The sequence below is a fragment of the Pseudomonas poae genome, from assembly GCF_001439785.1.
In the GTDB taxonomy this organism is placed as follows: Bacteria; Pseudomonadota; Gammaproteobacteria; order Pseudomonadales; family Pseudomonadaceae; genus Aquipseudomonas; species Aquipseudomonas poae.
Window position 1 is genome coordinate 203126 of sequence record NZ_JYLI01000010.1, and the last position, 22624, is coordinate 225749.

Here is a 22624-nt window from a genome sequence, read left to right on the forward strand (position 1 = left end):
CCGCTTTAATGGACCGGCAGTTCAACGCCGTCGAACAGCGCTTCCAGCTCCTGTTTGTTGTGGCACTGAATGGCCTTGGCCATGACTTCACGGGTGAGATGCGGCGCAAACTTCTCGATAAAGTCGCACATGAAACCGCGCAGGAAGGTGCCACGGCGAAAGCCGATTTTGGTCACGCTGGACTCGAACAACTCGCTGGCATCGAGCACCACCAGGTCTTTGTCGAGCTGGGTGTCGACCGCCATTTTTGCCACGATCCCCACGCCCAGGCCAAGGCGCACGTATGTCTTGATCACGTCGGCATCGGCGGCGGTGAAGACCACCTTTGGCGTGAGGCCGCGATGGCTGAAGGCCTCGTCGAGCTTGGAGCGGCCGGTGAAACCGAACACGTAGGTCACGATCGGGTATTCGGCCAGAGCTTCGAGGGTCAACTTCGGCAGCTTGGCCAATGGATGGCCCTGGGGCACCACGACGCAACGGTTCCAGCGGTAGCACGGCATCATCACCAAGTCGCCGAACAGTTCCAGCGCTTCGGTGGCAATCGCGAAATCAACGGTGCCGTCAGCGGCCATCTCGGCGATCTGCATCGGCGAGCCCTGGTGCATGTGCAGCGAGACGTCCGGGTACTGCTTGATAAAGTCGCGGATCACCGGCGGCAAGGCATAGCGTGCCTGGGTATGGGTCGTGGCGATGGACAGCGTGCCCTTCTTCTCGTTGGAGAACTCCTGAGCGATCTGCTTGATGCTTTCGACTTTGCGCAGGATCTCGCCGGCGGTGGTGATGATGCGCTCGCCGGCGGGAGTGACGCGGGTCAGGTGCTTGCCGCTGCGTGCGAACACCTCCACGCCCAGCTCGTCTTCGAGCAGGCGGATCTGCTTGCTGATACCCGGTTGCGAGGTGTAAAGGCTTTGAGCGGTAGCGGAAACGTTGAGGTCGTGGTGCGCCACTTCCCAGATGTAGCGCAGTTGTTGGAGCTTCATATGTGTCCCTCAAAGCAGATAGACGCCACGGGTATCAGCGACGTTATATAACTATATTAAAGGTCAGACAGATAAATCTAGAACTTTTTATTAACTTGCAGCGATCACATTTCTTCGCGGCTTCGGCGCCGCAGCGACGGCACCATGTAAACGGGAACCGTCGACAGCTGCAATACCCGGGTCGCGGTGCGTCCCAGAGGCGTCGCCGCTGTTGTTGCATGGCTGTGACTGCCCAGGATGAGCAGGTCGACGGACAGTTTGCGCAGTTGGTCGAGTATCACGTCGCAGGGATCACCCTGGATCACCTTGACCGAGCGGATGACCTTCAAGTCCTGCTCCCCGTCCCCCAACTCCTCGCGAAAACTGTCCAGCACACGCTGCTCAATGGTAGCCATCACCTTGGTCAGCCCCTGGTTCTGCCACTCACTCAGGGCTTGCTCGTCCAGGTAGCTTTGCAACACCGACTCGGCGAACAACCCGATGGGCTCGACCACATGGATCACATACAGGTCAGCCTTGAACGTCTGCGCCAACGTCAGCGCATGTTGCATCACGTAAGGCGCGTAAAGGCCGAGGTCCGTGGCGTACAGCATTGAACGAATCATAGAACCTCCTGGGCTGCCAGGATGGCGAAGATTGACTCAGCTTAGCAGCGGCGCGGAGTTCGGCCGGGTCACACCTTGATCTCGTTGCTGATGCCGTGTGGCACGTGCCCGGTGGCCACCACCTCCCTTGCCCTCTCACAATGACCGGCCTGGTCATCGAAAAACACATCGGCGGCGAACGCTTCGAGGAACGCTGCTTTTTCCAAACCACCCAGAAACAACGACTCGTCCAGGCGAATATCCCATTCACGCAGGGTGCGAATCACCCGCTCGTGGGAAGGCGCCGAACGCGCGGTGACCAGCGCGGTGCGGATCGGACAGGCTTCGTCAGGAAACTCGCGCTGCAATAAATTGAGTGCCGCTAGAAACCCCTTGAACGGGCCGCCAGGCAACGGCTGGCGCGCCGACTCGCGCTCATTGGCCTGGAACGCCGCCAACCCGCCGGTCTGGTAGACCCGCTCGGACTCATCGGAAAACAGCACCGCGTCGCCGTCGAAGGCGATGCGCAGCTCCTCGCTCATGGCCCGACGCGGGCCGCCCGACAGGATCGTCGCCGCGGCGAACCCGGCATCGAGGGCACTGCGCACATCTTCAGCGTGGGTGGATAGAAACAGATGGCAACCAAAGGCGGCCAGATAAGGATAGGGACTACGCCCGCCTGCGAAAGCGGCGCGGGAAATGTCCAGACCGTAATGCTGGATCGAATTGAATACCCGCAGGCCAGTGTCGGCACTGTTGCGCGACACCAGCACCACCTCAACCCGGGCCCGGCCCAGGCTGGCATTGAGGCTGAGCAACTTGTTCACCAGCGGAAAAGCATCGCCGGGTTCGAGGATTTCCTCCTCGTGCTCGATCTGGTACTTGCGGTAAGGCTCAACCCCCTCCGCGAGGTACACCTTGTGGCTCTCGCTCAGGTCGAACAGCGCGCGCGATGAAATCGCCAGCACCAGTTTGTCGCCCAATCCCTTCGTCATAGGCTCTTCTCCCGAATCAGCGGTTATGCCGATCAATAAAACTCAAGGCCTGGTACAACGCCTGCATGCGCGGCAGCTCGCAGCCAGCAGCCCTGGCGGCCGCCAGTGGTCGGGCATAGATCGCCGCCAGCTCCAGTGGGCGCTTGTGCAGGTGGTCGTGGTACATGCTGGGCAAGTAATCGTCCATGGTTTCGGTCATGGCGAACATCTGCCCGGCATAACTGGCCGGGATATCGTGACCACAGGCATGGGCGCCCCTGATCACTTCGACCATCAGGGCCTGAATCAGCTCGCGGCTGGACTCATCCGCCATCAGCGCCGTGGTGCCGGTGCCCAGCAACACCGAAAGACCGTTGAACGGCACGTTCCACACCAGTTTGTGCCAGCGCGCCAGGTGCACACTGGCCATGGCCTGGGACTCGATACCCGCCTGGTGGAACAGCGCGGCGCCCTCCTCCACGATTACTTGCTGAAGGGCCTCGTCATTGGCCGCCGTGCCACTGTGATAACCCAGGTTGACCCGGCCCAGTGCCTGATGCTCGATTACGCCAGGGGCGGAGCGGTACGCACCGATGTAACACAGGCCGCCGAGCAGATGCAGTGAGGCCGGCAAGTGTTCGCGCAGGCTGTCTTCCACATCGAGGCCATTTTGCAGCAGCACCACCTTCGCGCCTGGCGCCGCCACCTGCGCCAGGGTGGGCGCCAGCTCGACATTGCCCGTGGATTTGGTGCCCACCAACAGCCAGTCGCAGGGCGGCATGTCGGCGGGATTGGCGTAGGCCTGCACCGGGTGCAGTTTCAATGCTCCATGGAGGCTGCTGTTGACGTGCAGTCCACGGTCTCTGACGGCGGCGTATTCGCTGCGCAGCAAAAAGTGCACCTCGAACCCGGCGCGGGCCAGCATCAGGCCGTAAAAACCGCCGATGGCGCCGGTGCCGATAATGCCTATACGTGGCGACTGTGCTGTCATGGCAAATCCTCCGGAGTGCGAGTGAGCGCTGTTGTGACGGCTTCGCTGATGTCGGCGGGCGCAAGACGGGCATGAATCTGCCCAAGGAACTGACCGTCGCACACCACGAACAGCGCAGGCAAATGAAAGATCTGGTAGCGCTCGACCGCGCCACCGTTGTGCCCGGCGTCGACCCAGCATAACCGTGCCACAGGCAGAGGCCAGCCCGGCAACTGCTGGCGCGCCCAGCGGCAACTGGAGCAGCCGGCGCCGGTGAATATCAGCAGCGACGCGCCCGGCAGCGTCAGCAATTGACGATCAATATCGAAATCGGACAGCTGCAACTCTTCCACACAATCTCCAGTTGGGGGGCGTCGACCAGGCCATACACTATCAGGACGGCCCGCGCGGCGCACAATTGCCCATTGTCGCGCAGCCCGGTTACGCGCTAAGGTTCCTCCCCCCTTGCATCCAAATCATGCTGTGCTCCGCCGCACGGGGATGGCTGGCGGCCGGCACCCGTGACCCTGACGAGTAACACGATGGCTGATTTACCGATCAACGACCTGAACGTCGAATCCAACGAGACCCTGATCACGCCCGATCAGCTCAAGCGCGAAATCCCCCTGAGCGACGCTGCCTTGCAGACCGTCACCAAGGGCCGCGAAGTCATCCGTGACATTCTCGACGGCACCGACCACCGCCTCTTCGTGGTGATCGGCCCCTGCTCGATCCACGACCTCAAGGCTGCCCACGAATACGCCGAGCGCCTCAAGGTGCTGGCGGCAGAGGTGTCCGACACCCTGTACCTGGTAATGCGCGTGTATTTCGAGAAGCCGCGTACCACCGTCGGCTGGAAAGGCTTGATCAACGATCCATACCTGGACGACTCGTTCAAGATCCAGGACGGCTTGCACATCGGTCGCCAGTTGCTGCTGGACCTGGCCGAAATGGGCCTGCCTACCGCGACCGAAGCGCTGGACCCGATCTCGCCGCAGTACCTGCAGGACCTGATCAGCTGGTCGGCCATTGGCGCGCGGACCACCGAATCCCAGACTCACCGGGAAATGGCGTCCGGCCTGTCTTCGGCCGTGGGCTTCAAAAACGGCACCGATGGCGGCCTGACTGTGGCGATCAACGCACTGCAGTCGGTGTCCAGCCCGCACCGTTTCCTGGGCATCAACCAGGAAGGTGGCGTGTCCATCGTCACCACCAAGGGCAATGCCTACGGTCACGTGGTGCTGCGCGGCGGCAACGGCAAGCCCAACTATGATTCGGTCAGCGTTGCGCTGTGCGAGCAGGCGCTGAACAAGGCCAAGATCAAGCCGAACATCATGGTTGACTGCAGCCACGCCAACTCCAACAAGGACCCGGCCCTGCAACCGCTGGTGATGGAGAACGTCGCCAACCAGATCCTCGAGGGCAACCAGTCGATCATCGGACTGATGGTCGAAAGCCATCTGAACTGGGGTTGCCAGGCGATTCCAAAAGACCTGGCCGACCTGCAATACGGCGTGTCGATTACCGACGCCTGCATCGACTGGTCTGCCACCGAGACCACTCTGCGTAGCATGCATGCCAAGCTCAAGGACGTATTGCCCCAGCGCAAACGCACCTGAACCTGAACTGCGCACACAAAAACGCCGGGCTTTTCCCGGCGTTTTTTATGCGGCTCGCTCAGAGTTTGGCGGCGTGGCGCTGGTGGCGTTCCATGTAGCGCTCCACATAGGAGCACGATGGGATCACGGTGTAGCCGGACTCTTCGGCGAACTTCAGGGCCTCTTCAGTCAACGCTGCCGCGATGCCACGACCACGAAGCGCATTCGGCACGAAGGTGCGATAGATATCCAGGGTCTGCTTCCCGAGATCCATGTAGGTCAGGTAGGCACGATGACCGTCCACATTGGTCTCGAACTGATGACCAGCCTGGTCATGGTGGATGGACAACGCCTCGCTCATCACTACTCCTCGCGGGTCTTTGATTCTGACCCCTACCTTACCGATGTTTTTCCGGCGAAGAAACATCTACGCCATCCCCTGCCGATTTCGACAACGAGAAAACCTCTGGCGCTCACACCTGCACCTGGGAATAGTAGGCACCCAACCTGCATCGCTCAAGGCGCGCTCGTCATCCCCTGCCCTGGGCGGATATAGAATGGGCTTCGATACCTGCGACCGAAAGCCCGAACAACGCCGACAGTTGAACCTTAAGACGAACTGCTGCTCTTAAAGTCACCTCTACATGAGAGAAAGATGCTGCCGACGGTAAAGGCAGGCTGCACGAAAGTGCCAGGCTCGATATATAAAATTTCATCTATGTACCTGGCTCGAAGCATGCGGGCCGGCCCTTCCAGGCTGGATCCAATGTTAAGCGGACTGTAAAACAGCGAACATTTGTTATACGAACCGCCCCCTGACCCGCCAGAACAGATTCCGCGCAAGAATTTTTTCTGCTTCTTGCGCAACGTCAGTTTACTTACTACAAGTAATGGGTAGTATGTACGCCGGCTATTAGCTCACTCTGAGACAGTAGCCATTTAATAGAAAGTCCTTGAAGGGGAACACGATGAACAACGTTCTGAAATTCTCTGCTCTGGCTCTGGCCGCAGTTCTGGCTACCGGTTGCAGCAGCGTCTCCAAAGAAACCGAAGCTCGTCTGACTGCAACTGAAGACGCAGCAGCTCGCTCCCAGGCTCGTGCAGACGAAGCCTACCGTAAAGCTGATGAAGCGCTGGCTGCTGCTCAAAAAGCACAACAGACTGCTGACGAAGCTAACGAGCGCGCTCTGCGCATGCTTGAAAAAGCAAGCCGCAAGTAATAACCCTTCGGGGTTGTTATCAAGCCGATCCATGTTTGGGTCGGCTTTTTTATTGCCCGGATTTTCTGTGTAAGGCTCTGGACGTACACCGGCCCCCATGTGGGAGTGGGCTTGCTCCCGATGGTGGGTATCAGGCACTGCATTGGGTGGCTGATCCAGCGCGATAGAGAGCAAGCCCAATCTCACATGGTTTTTTACTGCTGAAGGTCGATGGGCGCACTCGACGCCACCGGTGCCCCGCCTGGCACACCGATCTCGGTCGGCAGGCCGTCCTCTGCGGCAACCACGTCACGCACCTGATCCCAGTTCACCCGCAACGTATTGGCCAAGTCTTCGCGCTTGAGCAGGGCATTGATCACGGCCGTATGCTTGTCGACCACCGACGGCGTGCCGTCATCGTTGAGCGGCGTATGCGCCTCGAGATAGACCTTGCCGCCGCTGCTGCCGAACTTGTAGGCATCGTTGATGATGCGCACTGACGTGCCCACCGGCACCATGTCTGCCATTTCCAGCACATTGTTGTTGAACATGCGGAAGCAGCCATGGCTGGTGCGCGTGCCAATGCCGAACTTCATGTTGGAGCCGTGGATCAGGTAACCGGGAGTGCCGAGGGTGAACTTGAACGGCCCGAGGGGGTTGTCCGGCCCCGCTGGCACTACGTTGGGCAACGGATCACCATTGGCGGCGTGCTCGGCCTTGATCGACGCGGGCGGCGTCCAGGTCGGATTTGGCGTCTTGGCGATGATACTGGTGTGGGCAATCGGCGAGCCCCAGCCTTCACGTCCAATCCCCAACGGGAAGGTGTAGACCACGTTCTGGCCCTTGGGGAAGTAGTAGAGACGGTACTCCGCCAGGTTGATCACAATACCTTCGCGAGGTCCCGGCGGCAGGATAAAGCGGGTCGGCAGCACGATTTCGGTGCCCGCTCCCGGCAACCACGCATCCACCCCTGGGTTGGCGGCGACCATCTCCGAGTAACCCAGGTCGTAGGTGGTACCGAGATCGGCGAAGGTATCTTCATACTTGGCCTTGATCACCTGGACCTGGCCGACAATGTCTTCGCCTGGCGGCGGCAAGGGCAACTGCAACGCCGCTGCGGAACCGGCCGCGCAGAGGGCAGCAAGAGACAGGCAGCAGGTGACGACGGAGAGGCGCGACAACATCCGGTAAATCCTTCGCAGAACGACGGGGAGGTTTCAGAAGCAGCTTCAAGCCATAAGTTGCAAAGCTTCAGCCGCTAGCTTACAGCTTATAGCTCGCAGCTTGCAGCTGCTTCTATAACTCAAAACGCAGCTCGGGCCAGATCGGCGGCGTGCCGCGCTTCTGCGATTCGAGGATCGCCCGGCACAGGGGGCACAGGCGCTGGTCCTGAAAAACCGTCCGATCCACCGATGACCAGCGCGGTTGCGCAGGCAACAAGGTGCCGCACAGCGTGCGATCGATCGAGCCGCCCAACTCCAATTGACGCGCCACCAGATGCACCCGCACTTCCTGGCAGGCAAACAGGTCCAGCTGCTCGTCCGGCTCGATCAGTTGGTAGTTAAACAGGGACCAGGCAGGACGCGACATCGGGGGCTCCAGATCAGGGGGGCGCCACCTTAGCCGAAAGCCTGCCGGTAGAAAAGCGTCAAAGCAGCGGTTTGAGCGTCGGCCAGACATTTTCCAGTAACTTGCCCTGGGCGGCGACCGCCGGGTGCAGTTGGTCGGCCTGCATCAGCTCGGGATGACCACCCACCCCTTCAAGGAAAAACGGCACCAGCGGGATGTCTTTTTCCTTGGCCAGCGTGCCATAGACTTCGGCAAACGCCGTGGTGTATCGCGGGCCGTAATTGGGCGGCAACTGCATGCCCAGCAGCAGCACCTTGGCACCGCCGGCCCTGGACTGCTCGATCATCGACGCAAGATTTTGTTTCAATTGCGCTGGCGGCTGTCCGCGCAGGCCATCGTTGCCACCAAGCTCGATCACCACCACGTCCGGCTTATGCTCTGCAAGCGCCGCCGGCAGCCGCGCCAGGCCTCCGGCACTGGTGTCTCCGCTGATGGAAGCGTTGACCACTTTATCGTCGAAACCCTCCTGCTTGAGCCGCTGCTCGAGCAGGGCCACCCACCCTTTGCGGGTATCCAGTCCGAAACCGGCACTGATACTATCGCCAACGATCAGGACTGTACCCGCCGCTGCGTTCTGGGCCATGCACATCAAGGCCAGGCCAGCACTCAAAAACCACATTCGCATCGGATTCTCCATGGGCGCAAGCATTCTCACCGCGCGGAACCTCAGCAAAGTGGTTCCCAGCGCGGAAGGTGATCTGACTATCCTGCACGAACTGAGCCTGGAACTGAACAAGGGCGATAGCCTGGCTATCGTCGGCAGCTCCGGTTCCGGTAAATCCACCCTGCTGGGTCTGCTGGCCGGCCTCGACCTGCCCAGCAGTGGCGAAGTCACCCTCGCCGGGCAAGCCCTGAGCACACTCGACGAAGACCAGCGCGCGCGCATCCGCGCCGAGCACGTGGGCTTCGTATTCCAGTCATTCCAATTGCTCGACAGCCTCAATGCTCTGGAAAACGTGATGCTGCCGCTGGAGCTGGACGGCCGCAAGGACGCCCGCGAGCGCGCCAGGCATTTGCTTGAACGCGTCGGCCTGGGCCAGCGACTCACCCACTCGCCGCGCCAGCTGTCGGGCGGCGAGCAGCAACGCGTTGCGATTGCACGGGCATTCGCCGCCGAGCCGGACATACTGTTTGCCGACGAACCCACCGGCAACCTCGACAGCCACACCGGCGAGCGCATCAGCGACCTGCTGTTCGAACTCAATAAAGAGAACGGCACGACCCTGGTGCTGGTCACCCATGACGAACGCCTGGCCCACCGTTGCCGGCGCCTGATCCGCCTTGAAGCCGGCCTGATGGTCGCGCCACTGGAGCCTTGATGGCACGTTTGCCGCTGTTGCGTCTGTTCAGCCTTGCCATGCGTCAACTCCTGCGTGATGCCCGCGCCGGTGAATTGCGCGTGTTGTTCTTCGCCCTGTTGGTGGCCGTGGCTGCGAGTACAGCCATCGGCTACTTCGGCGCACGCCTCAATAGCGCGATGCTGCTGCGTGCCACCGAGTTTCTCGGCGCCGACCTGGTGCTTGAGGGCAGCTCACCCGCACGCGAGGAGCAAATCCGTTCCGGCACCGAACTGGGCCTGGATCACGCGCGCATCGTGGAGTTCTCCAGCGTCATCGCCACCGACAACGGTATCCAGCTCTCCAGCATCAAGGCGGTCAACGAGCAGTATCCGTTGCGCGGCCAACTCAAAAGCGCTGCCGTGCCCTTCGGTGATGAAACCTCCGGGGGCGAGCCGAAGCCTGGTGAAGCCTGGGTGGAGGCGCGGCTGCTGACCGCGCTGGACCTGAAAGTAGGCGACAGCATCGACGTGGGCATGAAAACCCTGCGCCTGAGCCGCATCCTGACCTACGAGCCAGACCGCGCCGGCAATTTCTACAGCCTCACGCCGCGAGTAATGATCAACCTGGCCGATCTGGACGCCACGGGCGTGGTACAGCCCGGTAGCCGCGTGAGCTATCGCGAGCTGTGGCGCGCACCGCAAGGCAGCACCGCGCTGCAAACCTATCGCGACCTGATCAAGCCCGGCCTTGCGGCCAATCAGCGTCTGCAGGATTCGCGCGACGGTAACCAGCAGATCGGCGGCGCGCTGGGTAAGGCCGAGCGCTACCTGAACATGGCCAGCCTGGTCGCCGTGCTGCTGGCGGGCGTGGCGGTAGCGCTGTCGGCCAACCGCTTTGCCAGTCGCCGTTTCGATGCCAGCGCGCTGCTACGCTGTCTCGGGCTGTCACGTCGCGAAGCGATGCTGCTGTTCAGCCTGCAACTGAGCGTGCTGGGCCTGTTGGCCAGCCTGACCGGCGCCTTGCTGGGCTGGTTGGCGCAGTTTGGCCTGTTCTACTTCCTGCACGACCTGCTGCCGGCCGATGTGCCGCCCGGCGGGCTGCTGCCGGCCGTGGCCGGTATCGGCACCGGGCTGGTCGCCCTCGCCGGCTTCGCCCTGCCTCCCCTGGCGGCGCTGGGCCGCGTGCCACCGCTGCGGGTATTGCGGCGCGACCTGCTGCCGATTCCTTCCAGCACCTGGATGGTGTACGGCGCCGCCCTGTTTGCCCTTGGCCTGATCATGTGGCGGCTGAGCCTGGACCTTGTCCTCACCTTCGCCCTGCTCGGCGGCGGTGTCGTCGCTGCGCTGATCCTCGGCGGTCTGCTCCTGCTGTTATTGCAAAGCCTGCGTCGCCTTCTGGCCCGCGCCTCCCTGCCCTGGCGCCTGGGCCTGGGCCAATTGTTGCGCCACCCGCTGGCGGCGGCGGGCCAGTCGCTGGCGTTCGGGTTGATCCTGCTGTCCATGGGCTTGATCGCCCTGTTGCGCGGCGAGCTGCTCGACACCTGGCAAAACCAGTTGCCCAAGGACGCGCCCAATTATTTCGCGTTGAACATTCTGCCCGCCGACAAGGAAGCCTTCAGCGCCCGCCTTATGGAGGTGCAGGCGCAATCGGCGCCCTTGTATCCGGTGGTGCCCGGCCGCTTGATCAGCATCAATGGCGAGGCGGTGCAGGATATTGTCAGCAAGGACTCCAGTGGCGACCGCGCCGTGCAGCGTGACCTCAGCCTGACCTGGGCCGCCGACCTCCCGCCGGGCAATACCCTGACGGCGGGCGCCTGGTGGTCGTCGCAACCCACGGATGACGTGCCGGGGGTATCGGTGGAAGCCAAGGTCGCTGAAAGCCTGAAGCTCAAGCTCGGTGACCATCTGGTATTTACCATCGCAGGGGAAAACCGCGAGGCACGGGTTACCAGTCTGCGCACCATCAACTGGGATAATTTCCAGCCCAACTTCTTCATGATTTTCCAGCCTGGCACTCTGAAGGACCTGCCTGCAACCTACCTGACCAGCTTCTACCTGGCGCCCGGCCATGACCAGCAGGTTGTCGATCTGTCCCGCGCCTTCCCGGCCGTCTCCATCCTACAGGTCGAAGCCCTGCTGGAGCAGCTGCGCAGCATCCTCGCCCAGGTGACCCTGGCCGTCGAATACGTATTGCTGTTTGTGTTGGCGGCGGGAATGGCGGTGCTGTTTTCCGGCTTGCAGGCCACCCTCGATGAGCGGATTCGCCAAGGGGCGTTGTTGCGTGCGCTGGGGGCGGAACGCAAGTTGCTAGTGAAGGCGCGGCGCATCGAGTTCGGTTTGCTGGGGGCGGTCAGTGGAGTGCTGGCGGCGCTGGGCACCGAACTGGTTACCTGGGTGCTGTATCGCTACGCCTTTGACCTGGCCTGGCAACCGCACCCATGGTTGTTGCTGCTGCCGGTGATCGGCGCGGTTCTGATCGGCGGCGCCGGCGTATTCGGCACACGCCGGGCGCTGAATGCCAGCCCATTGACGGTATTACGCGAAGGTTGAAAACTCGATGGCCCGCCGTCCTTACAGACGGCGGGCCATCAATGCCTACTTCATGTATTCGATCGCGGTAATCCACCAGCAGACTTCGCCGCCCGGGGTTTGCACGATGGCCTCGTCATCGACTTGCTTGCGCAACAATGCACGGGCCATGGGTGAGTCGATGGAGATATAGTCCATCCGCTCATAAATCTCGTCATAGCCCACAATACGAAAACGCTTGGTCTCGCCCTGCTCGTTCTCGATCTCGACCCACGCGCCGAAAAATACCCGCCCTTCCTGTTCAGGCATGTACTCGACCACGCGCATGTCTTCCAGGCGTTTGCGTAAATAGCGCACCCGTCGGTCAATCTCACGCAGCAGTTTCTTGTTGTACTGGTAATCCGCGTTCTCGCTGCGATCCCCCAAGGAAGCAGCCCAGGTCACCTTGCGTGTGGTGTCCGGGCGCTTTTCCCGCCAGAGGTAATCCAGCTCTTTCTTCAGCGCTTCGTGGCCTTCTTTGGTAATCAGCTTGGTACTCAAACCCTTGCATCCCCAGGCAATGTCCAATGGTGCCGATATGCCACAGCTTCATGCCCTGGCATCGACCGGCAAGGGCAGATGATAAATGAACCGTGGAAAGCACGTGAGAGAACATCCTGGCTCCGGGCTAGCTGTCCAGGGACCGGTCCAACTCAAGGAGCACATCCTGCAGGTGCTGTCGCATGTCCGACACCTGTGCTGTCGCCTGCGAGAGTCGTCCGGCCTTCTGGTCAACCTGCAGATTTCGCTGGTGCAGTTGTGTTTCGCGCTGCTCCAGATCACGGTTTTTTTCATCATGCGCGGCCTGCGCCTGTTGCAATCGAGCTTCCCACTGCTCAAGCATCTGCTCTCGCTCGACAACGGCGAGCTGCTTCTGCGCCAGCTCCTGAGCGACCTTGGCCAGATTGGTCAGCGTATTGTCCACCTCAACCAGCGTGGCGTGTTCCGACTGCACAGGAGGTTGGCGCGACGCCGACTCATCAGGCTCAAATTGAGCAACCGGTGTGGGCTCAACCTGGGTCGAGACTTGCGCCAGTGCGGGGGTAGCCTGCAAAGGCAGGTTAACGGCAGGCTCGCTCAACGGCTCTGCTGCCTGCCTGGACGGTTTTGCAATTCTGGGAGGCGAGACCATTTGCGACGAGAAGCGAATGGACGGCACGATCAATGAAGCATTTTCTATCGCCGGCAACACTGGCGCAGAAATACCCAGGGTAATGACCTTCATCACCAGAGCCTTCTTGATGATCATCGAGTGATGATCCTCGGGCCTGGCGGGAGGCAGCTTGCAACCTTTCATATCAATGAAATGATACGGGACCGTGCTCTCAACAGACGCGGCCTTGGTTGCAGAGGCCGCTGCCGTCATCAGAATTTGTTTGAACACCTGCATGGCCACTTGTAGGTCGTCAGTGGACTCGACGCCACTCAGGAAGTGACGGTCGGCTTTTTTACGCAACGCTGCAATATAGACTCTGGAATTTCCGGGCTCCACCTCTTCGTCGAGACTGTAGACCAGGAAGTTGGATTGAATCTGCGCCACGGCAAACCCACACAGGAGTGCGCCGTTGACCGGCCCTCCCTGCTCGCCATGTTCAAGAACAAGGGTACGTAACAGCATCATGATAATCAGGCCTCACTGAAAAAGAGCAAACCTTATATAAGTAAACACCAGACAGATATCCGGTCATTGACGAGCCAACAGTCAATTTATTGTTTCAGTTAGCCAGGCAGCCGGACGTAGGACTTATCTTATTGATTCACCCCCACGTTCCCAAGCATCAGGTTTAACCGTACCCTTTTTCAGGCGCTGAACGATGCCAGAACGGCATCACCTATATCAGATTCTGTAAAACTATTCGGTAAGAACATGCTCGAGATAGACGGTATTACAAAGTACTTGGGCAAAAGAAAACTGATTCATAACCTTTCGTTTTGCGCTCAACGCCAGGAATGCATTGGTCTGTTCGGGGAAAGTGGTGCGGGAAAGACGACACTGTTGAACTTGATCGCCGGCTTGTCGACTCCGTCGGGCGGGCGAATCAGCGTTGCAGGTTTCAATGCTCAAACTCATCCGTATCAAGTCCGGGAAGCTGTCGGCTATCAACTTCAGGGTGACCTCAATCATCACCGTATGTCGGTCAAAAGCGTCCTCAACTTCATTGCTGCCGTTCGCGGTTTCAGCGGCGCGGAAAAGCGCGAGCGGATAAATAAAGCCGCCACGCGACTGGAATTATTTCCTGTGATGGACGCCCCACTGGCCGTACTGCCCATGCCATGGAAGCGCAAAGTTGCCATCGCCCAGGCCGTCCTGCATACACCTCACCTGTTGCTGCTGGATGAGCCGACTGAGGGCATGTCACCCGAGCAATTGCTCCAATTCAAAATGCTCATCAAATCCTTGAGCGACGAGATGACCATCATGATTGCCTCTCGCCGCTACGACGAACTGTCCACACTCTGCACGCGCGCACTGGTTATGGCAGACGGCCAACTGGTGGCTGACACACCGCTGCCCGAGTTGCAGCGCAACTCCCGGCACTACCATGCGGTAACCCTGGCTGCGCAAACACCGCTGGACTTACTGGCGCTCGCCGTTTTACCCGGTGTTGCAGGCATCGAAGAAGACCAGCATGCGCCCGGTACGGTAACTGTGCTCGCCCTGCCGGGACAAACCATCTATCCCCATATCAACGCCCTCATTGCCAGCCGCGGCTGGCATATCACCTCGCTGAGCCTGGAGCAGGGTCGCCTGAATGATGTCGTTCACCACCTGAGTCAGGAGGTGCGTCCTTGAAACAGATTCCGGTTATTTTCATGCATCAGCTCACCCGGTATGGGTGCTCGCCCAGCACTTACCTGAGTGCTGCGGTTTTTCTGGTGCTGTGCGCGACACTGGGGTTGCACGTGGGCCAGTGGCTTGAGCGGGACAGCAGCGACTTGCAGGTCTTTTTCCAGCTGCATCCCTGGCTGTACCTGATACTGACTCCAGCGCTATCGATCCAGCTATGGTCGGACGAACACGATGCAGGCTTTCACACGCTGCTAAAAACCCTGCCCATTACTCCATTCGAGTGTGTGTTCGGCAAATTCCTGGCCGCCTGGTTCGTGTGCGGCATTGTCCTGATGCTGATGTTTCCCATCGTGCTCATCGCCAATCACCTGGGCGCGGCGGACAACAGCGTTATCCGCTCACAATTTCTGTCGAGCTGGTTGCTGGCAGGGAGTTATTTATCCGCAGCCTGTTTCATATGTACGCTGGTCCGCCAACAGGTGGTTATTTTCCTGTTAACCCTAGGATTACTACTTTCCGTCAGCGGCATTTATTCGGTAATTGAGGCGCTTGAACATCAAATGCCGATCTGGGTCATTGACAGTTTAATCTCGCTTGATCCGCTCTCACGCTTCGACACTATTGATAATGGAAAACTGACACTGAGTGACAGTTTATTCTTTATTAGCATGATCCTTGCCTTTGTATCGGCATCTACGGTCACGCTCACTTATAAAAGCCGTTGAGAAGCGAAGTAACGTATGCGATCCGCTCTTCGTACAGGTATGACACTTATCGTCATATCATTGCTGTTTCTGGCCTTTAACCTGGTGTGGGTCAAATACATCCCCGATATCCGCTGGGACGCCTCTCAACAAAAAATCCACACCTTATCGCTACCCGCTAGGCAGTTGCTCGCCACACTGGAAAGCCCGATCGACCTGTATTATTTCAACTCAAGAAATGACCCGAGAAGAAGCCAGGTATTGAACCGTTATGGCGAACGTGTGAAAGACCTGCTCAAGCAGTACGAAAAGGCGGCGAAAGGCATGCTCAATCTGCACATCATTGACCCGCCTCCTTATTCGGAAGACGCTTACAAAGCCGCGTTGTACGGCCTTGACGGCCAACAGGGTTTTCTCGGACTCATCGCCGCCCGCGAGGGCATCGGCACTCAGCGTATCAATACATTCAGCCCTGAGCACGAGGCATTGCTTGAATATGAGATCGGCCACTTGATCCACACATTGTCGCGCTCCGAACCGCCGACCGTTGGCGTGCTGTCAGGGTTGAAACTTCAAACCATTGCCGGACAGTTGCTTGAGCAGATGCACAAGCATTTCAAGCTGATGGAGTTGTCGCCAACTACCGACCAGATTCCGTCCTCCATTGAGACACTGATGGTGGCGCACCCCCGTTTGCTGCCCGAGGGCGCGCTCTATGCGATTGAACAATTTGTTCTGCGGGGCGGCAAGCTGATGATTTTTCTCGATCCGTTAAGCGAGGCTGCATCGGCCCCAGCACCGGCGGACTCCGCGCTAGATGAAATGCTTACTGCCTGGGGCATTCAGATGCCCAGCGACCAGTTACTGATCGATAACGTCTATGCCTCGTCCACCTTAACAAACACGGTACAACAGGCCGCCCGCTTGAACGTGCTCCGCCAGGGCATGAACCCCCGTGACACAAGCAGCTGGAATCTAAGCTCAGTAACCGTGTCGAGCAGCGGCGCACTGTCCCTTATCCGCAAAAGCCATGCGACGTTGACACCGCTGCTGCAGAGTTCAGAGCGCTCAATATTGCTGGATACCCGGCGCTTTGATTCCGCGCTTGCGCTGGAACCACTCGATGAAGCGAATGCGCCCATGCAGTCCCAAGTGATCGCTGCCCGCATCGAAGGGCCCGCCTACTCGGTATTTCCCAGCGGCATCAAGGGTCAGCCCGCCGGCCTGCAAGATGCAGCGCGGATCCAGATCGCGGTGGTCGCGGACACCGATCTGCTCACAGACACCGTCGTCAGTGCAACGCCCAACAGTAACGTGCAGTTTGTCTTGAATACGCTGGACAGCCTGGCTGCACCCACTGCACTTGCGAACATTCGTTCGCGCGCAAGGAAGAGCCCGACGCCCCCTCTGCTGACGCAAATGCGCGAGGCCGCCGCACAAATCTATTTACAGAAAGCCGGCGAACTTGAACGAAGGTTTGCGCGCACGGATCAGGCGTGGCGACAACAAAATCCGCGTACTGCCGGCGTGATTACCCAAGCGGTGGATACCACTGTCCAACTGCAGGCACTCAATAAAGAACGCCTGCGCCTACCCTTTGAAATGCACACATTGAAGGTCGAGGCCTACGCGCAGGTCGTGCGATTGGAGCGAGAGCTGGTATTACTTATGGTCCTGGCGGTGCCGCTACCGCTATGCCTGATTGCCTGGGCACTTTCGCTGCACCAGCGTCGACGCCGTTCAGCCCACGCAGCGGCCGCTTACTGATCAGTCAGCGACGCGCAATCAATCCTTGCCTGGCAATACGTGTCAACTGGCGAATCACTTCAGGAGCGTCATCCGCACTAGGTGCTTGAATAACCGCCAGGTCAAAGCTGTTGTTCGCAAACCGCGAGAGGGGATCGCCATCTTCCACAAACTGGATGAGAAACGCCGAAGGCCGTCCCGTACGGCGCGGCCAGCCGTCCAGGTAACGAAGGAGCGTTGGCTGATGCTTGCCGCCGAGGAGAATTTTCGGATTGCGCTGGGTCAGGTCCGCAGTAATCGGAGCCAGGCGTATAAGGGGGCGTGGTGCATTCATCGTGTCGTGTCTCTGCCTCAAAAGTCTGCGGGCAGGTGAGAGGCAACACCGAACCAGCGCTTTAGCGGTATTTCGAACCCTGGCTGCTGCTGAGTGCAAGGTTCTGTCGGACTGCATTCAGTCCAGTGGCGCCCCGCAATTAGCTGTTTAAATCGGCGCATGAGCAGCATCCTAGAGAAGCCGATGGGGCAGTGTCAAGAATCCCGAGCAACCAAAAGGCCCGCACATGGCGGGCCTTTTGAAAGGGCTAAAGCAGGCCTCAGCGGGTGATGGCGCGGTCAGCGGACAGCTTGCCCGCCCCTTCCAACAACACCGCGAGCGCGCCGCCAAGCAAGGCCAGGGCAAACTCATAACCGTTGTTGGCCATAAACAGGCCGTTATGGATGTGCACCGAGAAAATCGCCACCAGCGTCAGAACGCTCAGGCCCAATGCTGCAGGGCGTGCCAGTAGACCGATGATCAACGCCAGGCCGCCAAAGAACTCGGTGCCACCCGACAGGAGGGCCATCAGCGTGCCAGGTGCCAGGCCGACGCTCTCCATGAACTGCGCCGTACCCGCCAGGCCACCGCCGCCAAACCAACCGAAGAGTTTCTGCGAGCCATGCGCCGCAAAAACGATGCCGACAAAGACGCGCAGAATCGTCAGGCCGTAGCCGGCGCGGGTAGACAGAACGCGTGTGATCAGTGGGCTCATGGGAGGAATCCTTTTATGGGTAGGGGGTTGGCCGCTATATTAATCAGTTTAAATAATGTTAAAAGTCGAAAAAACCCACTCTAAGCATCTATAAAATCGATTATTTGCGTGAGGCGACTTTCGCCGCGCGCGGCTCCAGTGACTCCCGTTCTCGATCAAACGCCAGGTAATATTTGTTGACGCTATTCACATAGCTGACGCCGCCCATCCCCACCTGCTCCATGGCAATGCGTTCTACCTGAAAAAAACACTGATTAGGATTCAGCCCACGGCGTTTCGCCTCGGTGCGCATGCCCTGCACACGCTCCGGCCCCATGTTGTAGGCCGCCAGCACAAAGGCCATGCGCTCACGCTCGTTGAGCTTGGGGCTGGAGAAGAACTTGCGGCGGATCATCGCCAGGTAACGCGCGCCCGCCTGCACATTGCTATCCAGGCTCTCGATATTATTCACGCCCACCCGCTGCGCCGCCGATGGCGTGATCTGCATAAGGCCGGTAGGGCCGCCGCTGCTGCGCGCGCCGGGGTCCAGCGCTGATTCCTTGAACGCCAGCGCGGCAAGGTTCAACCAATCCATGCCTTGTTCCTGCGCATGCTTTTGCAGGATCGGACGCAGTTTCTCCAGGCGCTGGCGGTCGGCACGCGCCAATGGATTACGCACCTGGTAGAGACGACGATAGATGCGCTGGAACGCCACGTCCTGATCGGCCGGGGTTCGGTAGGTCTTGAGAAAGCGGTCAATACTGGCGCGCAGCATGGAGGCATCCTGACGGACGAACCAGTACTCGTCGCCGGGTTCACTGATGACCACCTGTTTATCGAAACGCAACCGGGGCAGGATTTTCGACCAGCGTTCGGCAATCGGTTTTTCCACGATGGTCAGGTGGAAGATCCCGGCCTGAACCATTTCCAGTACATCTTCCACGGCCAGGCTCGGATCGACCCATTCCACCTTGATCGGCGCCTGCTTGTGCAGAGCCAGTTTCTGGTTGACCTGGCTGATCGCGTCCGCCGCCGCGCTGCCGGTGGTGAGCGTCAAGGTGCGGCCGGACAACTGCTCAAGCCGGGTAAAGCGTCGTTCACCCTTGACCCCGACCAGCCACAACGGCACATCGCTGGCAATCGGGTCGCTGGTACTGATCTTGTGCGCGGCCTTCACGTCCAGCAGTTCGCCGGGCGCTACCAGATCGCCTTCACCACGGGCCAGCGCGCCGAGCAGTTGGTCCTTGGCCTTGGGAATGATCTTGAGGTTGATTTCCTGGCCATCACGGGCGTGGCCATTGAGGTATTGCTCGAAGGCGCGCAGGCGATGATATTCAACGCCAATGGCCTGCCCCTGCACCTCGCCGGAGCTGTTACGACTCTGGTTGACCAGCACGCGCAGGGTGCGACTGGAACGAATTTGCGCGAGGTCTCGCACCTTGCCGGGCTTGATCACTTCCACCGGCCCATCCAGACGCGCGACGGCCGCCAATGGCATCAGCAACGTCAAGCACATCACAAGCATTGCCGAGGGTCGGATCATCCGCTCTCCGGAAAGAATACTGGCCAGCTCCGGTATGAAAGCGCGGTGCTGGAGGTCAGAAACAGAGCGCTTTATGCGCAGGCTTTGCACGCAATGGCGACAGGATGAGAGGCGGCGCGCCCATCACAATGTCGCGAGTGACGTTCAAAGACAGCTATAACCTGTTGTAGTTCTTAGATTTTCTTATAAATCTACAGCTCTGATATGCTTTCCGGCCAAAGGCGGAGATAGCACCATGCAACTCATTGATATCGGCGTCAACCTGACCAACCCAAGTTTCGACGGGAAGCACCAGGCCGTTCTTGAGCGCGCCTATGCTTCCGGCGTGCAGCAACTGGTGCTGACAGGCACCAGCGTCGAGGGCAGCGAACAGGCGCTGGAGCTGTGCGAGACACTCGACGAAAGCGGGCAACACCTGTTCAGCACCGCAGGCCTTCATCCCCACTCCGCCAACGACTGGAACAGCGACAGCGCCCAGCGTTTGCGCGGGTTGCTCGGCCAACCGCGCGTGCGTGCCGTGGGTGAATGCGGGCTGGACTTCAACCGGGACTTCTCCCCTCGCCCGCAGCAGGAAAAAGTCTTCGAGGAACACCTGGCACTGGCTGTGGAGCTGAAACTGCCAGTGTTTTTGCACGAGCGTGACGCCAACACACGCCTGCTGGAGATCCTTAAGGATTACCGCGACCACCTCACCGCTGCCGTGGTGCATTGCTTTACCGGCGAACAGGCGGCGCTGTTCAGCTACCTCGACCTCGACTTGCACATTGGCATCACCGGCTGGATCTGCGACGAACGCCGTGGGACGCACCTGCATCCGCTGGTCAGGGAAATCCCCCGTGGCCGTCTGATGCTGGAAAGCGACGCGCCCTACCTGCTGCCGCGCACGCTGCGGCCCAAGCCGAAAAACGGGCGCAATGAACCGGCTTATCTGCCGGAGGTGCTGCGCGAAGTCGCCCTGCACCGTAACGAAAGCGCTGAAGACCTGGCCCGACACAGCACCGCCTGCGCCCGCGCCTTTTTCGGATTAGCCGTCGTGGCGTGATACGGCGCATTGACCCATATCAACAAAGGCGTTGCTGAGTAGCGGCACAATAATGGCACCTTGCCAATGCTGTTTCCGCTATCAGAGAAAACCTTCCATGGGTGCCTGGCTTAGCAACATCTCGCTGAAATACAAATTCTGGGCGGTCAACGCGGTCGCCTTCATCACCACCCTGCTGCTGGTGCTGTACGCCGTGCAGTTGGAGCAACAGGCGCGCAGCCAGGCGTCCCAGGCTTCGGCGCAGGCGCAAGGTCGCTTGCTCAGCGCCTGGCCTGCCGATAAGCCGCTGCCTTCCGGCGAGTCATGGCTGACGTTTACCGACGATCAAATCCCACAGGATCTGTCAGCCTTGAAAGGCGCCAGCGGCTGGGTCGAACTGAAACATGAGCCGCTGTTCGGCGAAAACCCGCTGACCGGCGCTGAAGTGATCAACCGCGTCGATGGCCAACACATAGCCATTCTGGCCCATGCACCCAGCCTGAGCCAGGTGCTGAGCGAACGCTTCACCCGCTACGCCGCGGCGGTGGCGATTCTGATGCTGGCGATGCTGGGCGCCTCGCAACTGTTGATCCGCTTCCTGCTCAGCCAGCTCAACACCCTCAAGGACATCATGTTGCACGTGGAGAAAACCGGCGACCTGTCGGCGCGCGTGCCGCTGGCATGCAAGGACGAAGTCGGGCAGATGGCCAGTGCCTTTAACGCCATGCAGGCTGGCTATCAACGGGTGGTGAATACCGTCGCGAACACCGCCCGGCAACTGGACGAAGGCGCTGCACGACTGGCCAGCAGCATGAATGAAGTGCAGCACGGCATGCTCGGTCAGCAGAGCGAAACCGACCAGGCCGCCACCGCGATCAATGAAATGACGGCCACCGTTCACCATATTGCCCAGCACGCCGGCGCCACACGCGACCTGTCGCAGGCCGCCGACACCCTCGCCGGCAGCGGCCAGGCCGTGGTCACCCGTGTGCAGCATTCGATTGCCGGGCTGTCCACCGGCGTGCAGCAAACCGCCGAAATGATCCAGAAACTTGCCGAAGACAGTCACAAGATCAACAGCGTGGTCGGGGTCATTCACAGCATCGCCGAACAAACCAACCTGCTGGCGCTGAATGCCGCCATCGAAGCCGCCCGCGCCGGAGAAATGGGCCGTGGCTTTGCCGTGGTCGCCGACGAAGTACGCAACTTGGCCAAACGCGTGCAAAGCTCCACCGACGAAATCACCGGCATGGTGTCAGCCCTGCAAGCCGGCACCCGTGACGCGGTGGACTTCATGCAGGAAAGCTCGTTCAAGGCCGACGACTGCGTACAGCAAGCCCAGGAAGCTGGCGCCGCACTGGCCGACATCACCCGCGCCGTGGCGCAGATGCGCGAGAGCAACACGCAGATCGCCGTCGCCGCCGAGCAGCAAAGCCACGTCGCCGAAGAAATGAACCGCGCGGTGGTGAGCATTCGCGATGTGACCGAAAACACCGTGCGGCAGACGGTGGGTTCGGCCACGACCAGCAGTGAGCTGGCGACGCTCGCAGGTGAGCTGAGCAAGGCGATTGGGCAATTGAAGCTGTAAGGCTATTCAACCCGTAATCCGGTTCCTACAACCGGACCTCAGTTACCTTGAAGCTTTGGCGAAATTTCCTAGCTATCCCCACGAATAACGCCGACTTCTTTTATCTCCCAACCTCTGCAAAGTCCTTCGCCTGATCACACAGTGCGAGGGACTGCAGATGGATTTGCTGGCTAAAGCCCCCGGTTACGGGGCTGTTTCATGATTCCGGTCATTGCCAAGCTGGTGCTGACGCCAATGGACGCCACGGCACCAGACGTCGAAAGCGTTTTTCGTGACTTTCGCGATTGCCTGAACACCTTCGACACCTGGGCCGAGCGTTTTTGGAGCGGCTCGGCGCTGGAGCTTGAACAAGTCTTCAACGTCGGCGAAGACGTCACGCTGAGTGCGCCGGTGTCTTCGCGCACGCCAAGCGCTGTTGTCGCGACCTGCCCGGCCCAGGGTTC

At 59.9% G+C, this 22624-nt stretch carries 24 protein-coding genes; 10 read left to right on the forward strand and 14 right to left on the reverse strand.

Going from position 1 to position 22624, the window contains the following annotated elements; genetic code table 11:
• Window positions 1–5: 5 nt before the first annotated feature.
• The 5 genes from cysB to TU75_RS14355 form a co-directional block, all read right to left on the reverse strand.
• Entirely contained in the window at window positions 6–980 is a 975-nt protein-coding gene (gene cysB, locus TU75_RS14335) for an HTH-type transcriptional regulator CysB (RefSeq protein ID WP_003233376.1), read from the reverse strand.
• 104 nt (window positions 981–1084) lie between these two features.
• Window positions 1085–1585, reverse strand: coding sequence for a universal stress protein (locus TU75_RS14340; protein ID WP_003233378.1), 501 nt, complete (start codon window positions 1583–1585; stop codon window positions 1085–1087).
• Window positions 1586–1653: 68 nt separating this feature from the next.
• A complete protein-coding gene (locus TU75_RS14345; RefSeq protein ID WP_003233380.1) occupies window positions 1654–2559 on the reverse strand; it encodes a 5'-nucleotidase in 906 nt (301 codons plus the stop codon).
• A 16-nt stretch (window positions 2560–2575) separates the two neighbouring features.
• Complete coding sequence (locus TU75_RS14350; protein ID WP_060549287.1) at window positions 2576–3529, reverse strand: putative 2-dehydropantoate 2-reductase; 954 nt, start codon at window positions 3527–3529, stop codon at window positions 2576–2578.
• Window positions 3526–3861, reverse strand: coding sequence for a YbbN family protein (locus TU75_RS14355; protein WP_003233385.1), 336 nt, complete (start codon window positions 3859–3861; stop codon window positions 3526–3528). The genes TU75_RS14350 and TU75_RS14355 overlap by 4 nt, the downstream gene beginning before the upstream one ends.
• 189 nt (window positions 3862–4050) lie before the next feature.
• Here TU75_RS14355 and TU75_RS14360 point away from each other — a divergent pair, with 189 nt between their 5' ends.
• Window positions 4051–5127: a 3-deoxy-7-phosphoheptulonate synthase gene (locus tag TU75_RS14360; protein WP_015371605.1), complete on the forward strand. Its 1077-nt coding sequence runs from the start codon at window positions 4051–4053 to the stop codon at window positions 5125–5127.
• Window positions 5128–5185: 58 nt separating this feature from the next.
• On the opposite strand, the gene TU75_RS14365 is transcribed toward TU75_RS14360, so the two are convergent.
• Window positions 5186–5467 (reverse strand): GNAT family N-acetyltransferase, encoded by a 282-nt coding sequence (locus tag TU75_RS14365; protein ID WP_003233387.1) that lies wholly within the window; start codon window positions 5465–5467, stop codon window positions 5186–5188.
• 607 nt (window positions 5468–6074) lie between these two features.
• Here TU75_RS14365 and oprI point away from each other — a divergent pair.
• Window positions 6075–6326, forward strand: coding sequence for an outer membrane lipoprotei OprI (gene oprI, locus TU75_RS14370; RefSeq protein WP_003172710.1), 252 nt, complete (start codon window positions 6075–6077; stop codon window positions 6324–6326).
• A 194-nt stretch (window positions 6327–6520) separates the two neighbouring features.
• On the opposite strand, the gene TU75_RS14375 is transcribed toward oprI, so the two are convergent.
• The 3 genes from TU75_RS14375 to TU75_RS14385 form a co-directional block, all read right to left on the reverse strand.
• Window positions 6521–7489: a L,D-transpeptidase family protein gene (locus TU75_RS14375; RefSeq protein WP_003233391.1), complete on the reverse strand. Its 969-nt coding sequence runs from the start codon at window positions 7487–7489 to the stop codon at window positions 6521–6523.
• Window positions 7490–7601: 112 nt separating this feature from the next.
• A complete protein-coding gene (locus TU75_RS14380) occupies window positions 7602–7895 on the reverse strand; it encodes a hypothetical protein (RefSeq protein WP_003233393.1) in 294 nt (97 codons plus the stop codon).
• A 58-nt stretch (window positions 7896–7953) separates the two neighbouring features.
• Window positions 7954–8559 (reverse strand): arylesterase, encoded by a 606-nt coding sequence (locus TU75_RS14385; RefSeq protein WP_003233395.1) that lies wholly within the window; start codon window positions 8557–8559, stop codon window positions 7954–7956.
• 10 nt (window positions 8560–8569) lie between these two features.
• Between TU75_RS14385 and TU75_RS14390 the strand changes: the two genes are divergently transcribed.
• Entirely contained in the window at window positions 8570–9253 is a 684-nt protein-coding gene (locus tag TU75_RS14390; protein WP_060549288.1) for an ABC transporter ATP-binding protein, read from the forward strand.
• Window positions 9253–11763 (forward strand): ABC transporter permease, encoded by a 2511-nt coding sequence (locus TU75_RS14395; RefSeq protein ID WP_060549289.1) that lies wholly within the window; start codon window positions 9253–9255, stop codon window positions 11761–11763. The genes TU75_RS14390 and TU75_RS14395 overlap by 1 nt, the downstream gene beginning before the upstream one ends.
• Before the next feature lie 45 nt (window positions 11764–11808).
• Here TU75_RS14395 and greB read toward each other — a convergent pair whose 3' ends face one another.
• Window positions 11809–12282, reverse strand: coding sequence for a transcription elongation factor GreB (gene greB / locus TU75_RS14400; RefSeq protein WP_003233400.1), 474 nt, complete (start codon window positions 12280–12282; stop codon window positions 11809–11811).
• 127 nt (window positions 12283–12409) lie between these two features.
• Window positions 12410–13402 carry a hypothetical protein gene (locus tag TU75_RS14405; protein WP_003233402.1) on the reverse strand — a complete coding sequence of 331 codons (993 nt, stop codon included), beginning with the start codon at window positions 13400–13402 and terminating at the stop codon, window positions 12410–12412.
• A 246-nt stretch (window positions 13403–13648) separates the two neighbouring features.
• On the opposite strand from TU75_RS14405, the gene TU75_RS14410 reads away from it, so the two are divergent.
• Genes TU75_RS14410 through TU75_RS14420 form a run of 3 tightly spaced genes read left to right on the forward strand, consistent with a single transcriptional unit; the run spans window position 13649 to window position 17043 of the window.
• A complete protein-coding gene (locus TU75_RS14410; RefSeq protein WP_060549290.1) occupies window positions 13649–14575 on the forward strand; it encodes an ABC transporter ATP-binding protein in 927 nt (308 codons plus the stop codon).
• Complete coding sequence (locus TU75_RS14415) at window positions 14572–15297, forward strand: ABC transporter permease (RefSeq protein ID WP_060549291.1); 726 nt, start codon at window positions 14572–14574, stop codon at window positions 15295–15297. The genes TU75_RS14410 and TU75_RS14415 overlap by 4 nt, the downstream gene beginning before the upstream one ends.
• Before the next feature lie 15 nt (window positions 15298–15312).
• Window positions 15313–17043 (forward strand): GldG family protein, encoded by a 1731-nt coding sequence (locus tag TU75_RS14420; RefSeq protein ID WP_060549292.1) that lies wholly within the window; start codon window positions 15313–15315, stop codon window positions 17041–17043.
• A gap of 4 nt (window positions 17044–17047) precedes the next feature.
• On the opposite strand, the gene TU75_RS26585 is transcribed toward TU75_RS14420, so the two are convergent.
• The 3 genes from TU75_RS26585 to TU75_RS14430 all read right to left on the reverse strand — a co-directional run bounded on the left by TU75_RS26585 (window position 17048) and on the right by TU75_RS14430 (window position 19572).
• A complete protein-coding gene (locus tag TU75_RS26585; RefSeq protein ID WP_081602876.1) occupies window positions 17048–17356 on the reverse strand; it encodes a hypothetical protein in 309 nt (102 codons plus the stop codon).
• A gap of 259 nt (window positions 17357–17615) precedes the next feature.
• Window positions 17616–18050, reverse strand: a complete 435-nt coding sequence (locus tag TU75_RS14425) for a DoxX family protein (protein ID WP_003233408.1) — start codon at window positions 18048–18050, stop codon at window positions 17616–17618.
• 100 nt (window positions 18051–18150) lie between these two features.
• On the reverse strand, window positions 18151–19572 hold the full coding sequence (locus tag TU75_RS14430; protein ID WP_060549293.1) for an MltF family protein: 1422 nt from the start codon (window positions 19570–19572) through the stop codon (window positions 18151–18153).
• A 235-nt stretch (window positions 19573–19807) separates the two neighbouring features.
• Between TU75_RS14430 and TU75_RS14435 the strand changes: the two genes are divergently transcribed.
• From TU75_RS14435 to TU75_RS14445, 3 genes are all read left to right on the forward strand, one after another.
• On the forward strand, window positions 19808–20614 hold the full coding sequence (locus tag TU75_RS14435) for a TatD family hydrolase (protein WP_060549294.1): 807 nt from the start codon (window positions 19808–19810) through the stop codon (window positions 20612–20614).
• 97 nt (window positions 20615–20711) lie between these two features.
• The gene (locus TU75_RS14440; RefSeq protein ID WP_003233415.1) at window positions 20712–22181 is read left to right on the forward strand and encodes a methyl-accepting chemotaxis protein; all 1470 of its coding nucleotides are present in this window, start codon (window positions 20712–20714) and stop codon (window positions 22179–22181) included.
• Window positions 22182–22379: 198 nt separating this feature from the next.
• Window positions 22380–22624 (forward strand): hypothetical protein (locus tag TU75_RS14445; protein ID WP_156422782.1); only part of this gene is annotated, 245 nt, incomplete at its 3' end.

What these genes read in the sequence shown, in the direction of transcription:
- TU75_RS14390 (WP_060549288.1), top strand. Translation starts at nt 8,570, where the DNA reads ATGGGCGCAAGCATTCTCACCGCGCGGAACCTCAGCAAAGTGGTTCCC.
- TU75_RS14420 (WP_060549292.1), top strand. Translation starts at nt 15,313, where the DNA reads ATGCGATCCGCTCTTCGTACAGGTATGACACTTATCGTCATATCATTG.
- TU75_RS14440 (WP_003233415.1), top strand. Translation starts at nt 20,712, where the DNA reads ATGGGTGCCTGGCTTAGCAACATCTCGCTGAAATACAAATTCTGGGCG.
- TU75_RS14360 (WP_015371605.1), top strand. Translation starts at nt 4,051, where the DNA reads ATGGCTGATTTACCGATCAACGACCTGAACGTCGAATCCAACGAGACC.
- oprI (WP_003172710.1), top strand. Translation starts at nt 6,075, where the DNA reads ATGAACAACGTTCTGAAATTCTCTGCTCTGGCTCTGGCCGCAGTTCTG.
- TU75_RS14395 (WP_060549289.1), top strand. Translation starts at nt 9,253, where the DNA reads ATGGCACGTTTGCCGCTGTTGCGTCTGTTCAGCCTTGCCATGCGTCAA.
- TU75_RS14430 (WP_060549293.1), bottom strand. Translation starts at nt 19,572, where the DNA reads ATGATCCGACCCTCGGCAATGCTTGTGATGTGCTTGACGTTGCTGATG.
- TU75_RS14340 (WP_003233378.1), bottom strand. Translation starts at nt 1,585, where the DNA reads ATGATTCGTTCAATGCTGTACGCCACGGACCTCGGCCTTTACGCGCCT.
- TU75_RS14380 (WP_003233393.1), bottom strand. Translation starts at nt 7,895, where the DNA reads ATGTCGCGTCCTGCCTGGTCCCTGTTTAACTACCAACTGATCGAGCCG.
- TU75_RS14365 (WP_003233387.1), bottom strand. Translation starts at nt 5,467, where the DNA reads ATGAGCGAGGCGTTGTCCATCCACCATGACCAGGCTGGTCATCAGTTC.
- TU75_RS14375 (WP_003233391.1), bottom strand. Translation starts at nt 7,489, where the DNA reads ATGTTGTCGCGCCTCTCCGTCGTCACCTGCTGCCTGTCTCTTGCTGCC.
- TU75_RS14350 (WP_060549287.1), bottom strand. Translation starts at nt 3,529, where the DNA reads ATGACAGCACAGTCGCCACGTATAGGCATTATCGGCACCGGCGCCATC.
- TU75_RS14405 (WP_003233402.1), bottom strand. Translation starts at nt 13,402, where the DNA reads ATGATGCTGTTACGTACCCTTGTTCTTGAACATGGCGAGCAGGGAGGG.
- TU75_RS14385 (WP_003233395.1), bottom strand. Translation starts at nt 8,559, where the DNA reads ATGCGAATGTGGTTTTTGAGTGCTGGCCTGGCCTTGATGTGCATGGCC.
- TU75_RS14435 (WP_060549294.1), top strand. Translation starts at nt 19,808, where the DNA reads ATGCAACTCATTGATATCGGCGTCAACCTGACCAACCCAAGTTTCGAC.
- cysB (WP_003233376.1), bottom strand. Translation starts at nt 980, where the DNA reads ATGAAGCTCCAACAACTGCGCTACATCTGGGAAGTGGCGCACCACGAC.
- TU75_RS14425 (WP_003233408.1), bottom strand. Translation starts at nt 18,050, where the DNA reads ATGAGCCCACTGATCACACGCGTTCTGTCTACCCGCGCCGGCTACGGC.
- TU75_RS14345 (WP_003233380.1), bottom strand. Translation starts at nt 2,559, where the DNA reads ATGACGAAGGGATTGGGCGACAAACTGGTGCTGGCGATTTCATCGCGC.
- TU75_RS14410 (WP_060549290.1), top strand. Translation starts at nt 13,649, where the DNA reads ATGCTCGAGATAGACGGTATTACAAAGTACTTGGGCAAAAGAAAACTG.
- TU75_RS26585 (WP_081602876.1), bottom strand. Translation starts at nt 17,356, where the DNA reads ATGAATGCACCACGCCCCCTTATACGCCTGGCTCCGATTACTGCGGAC.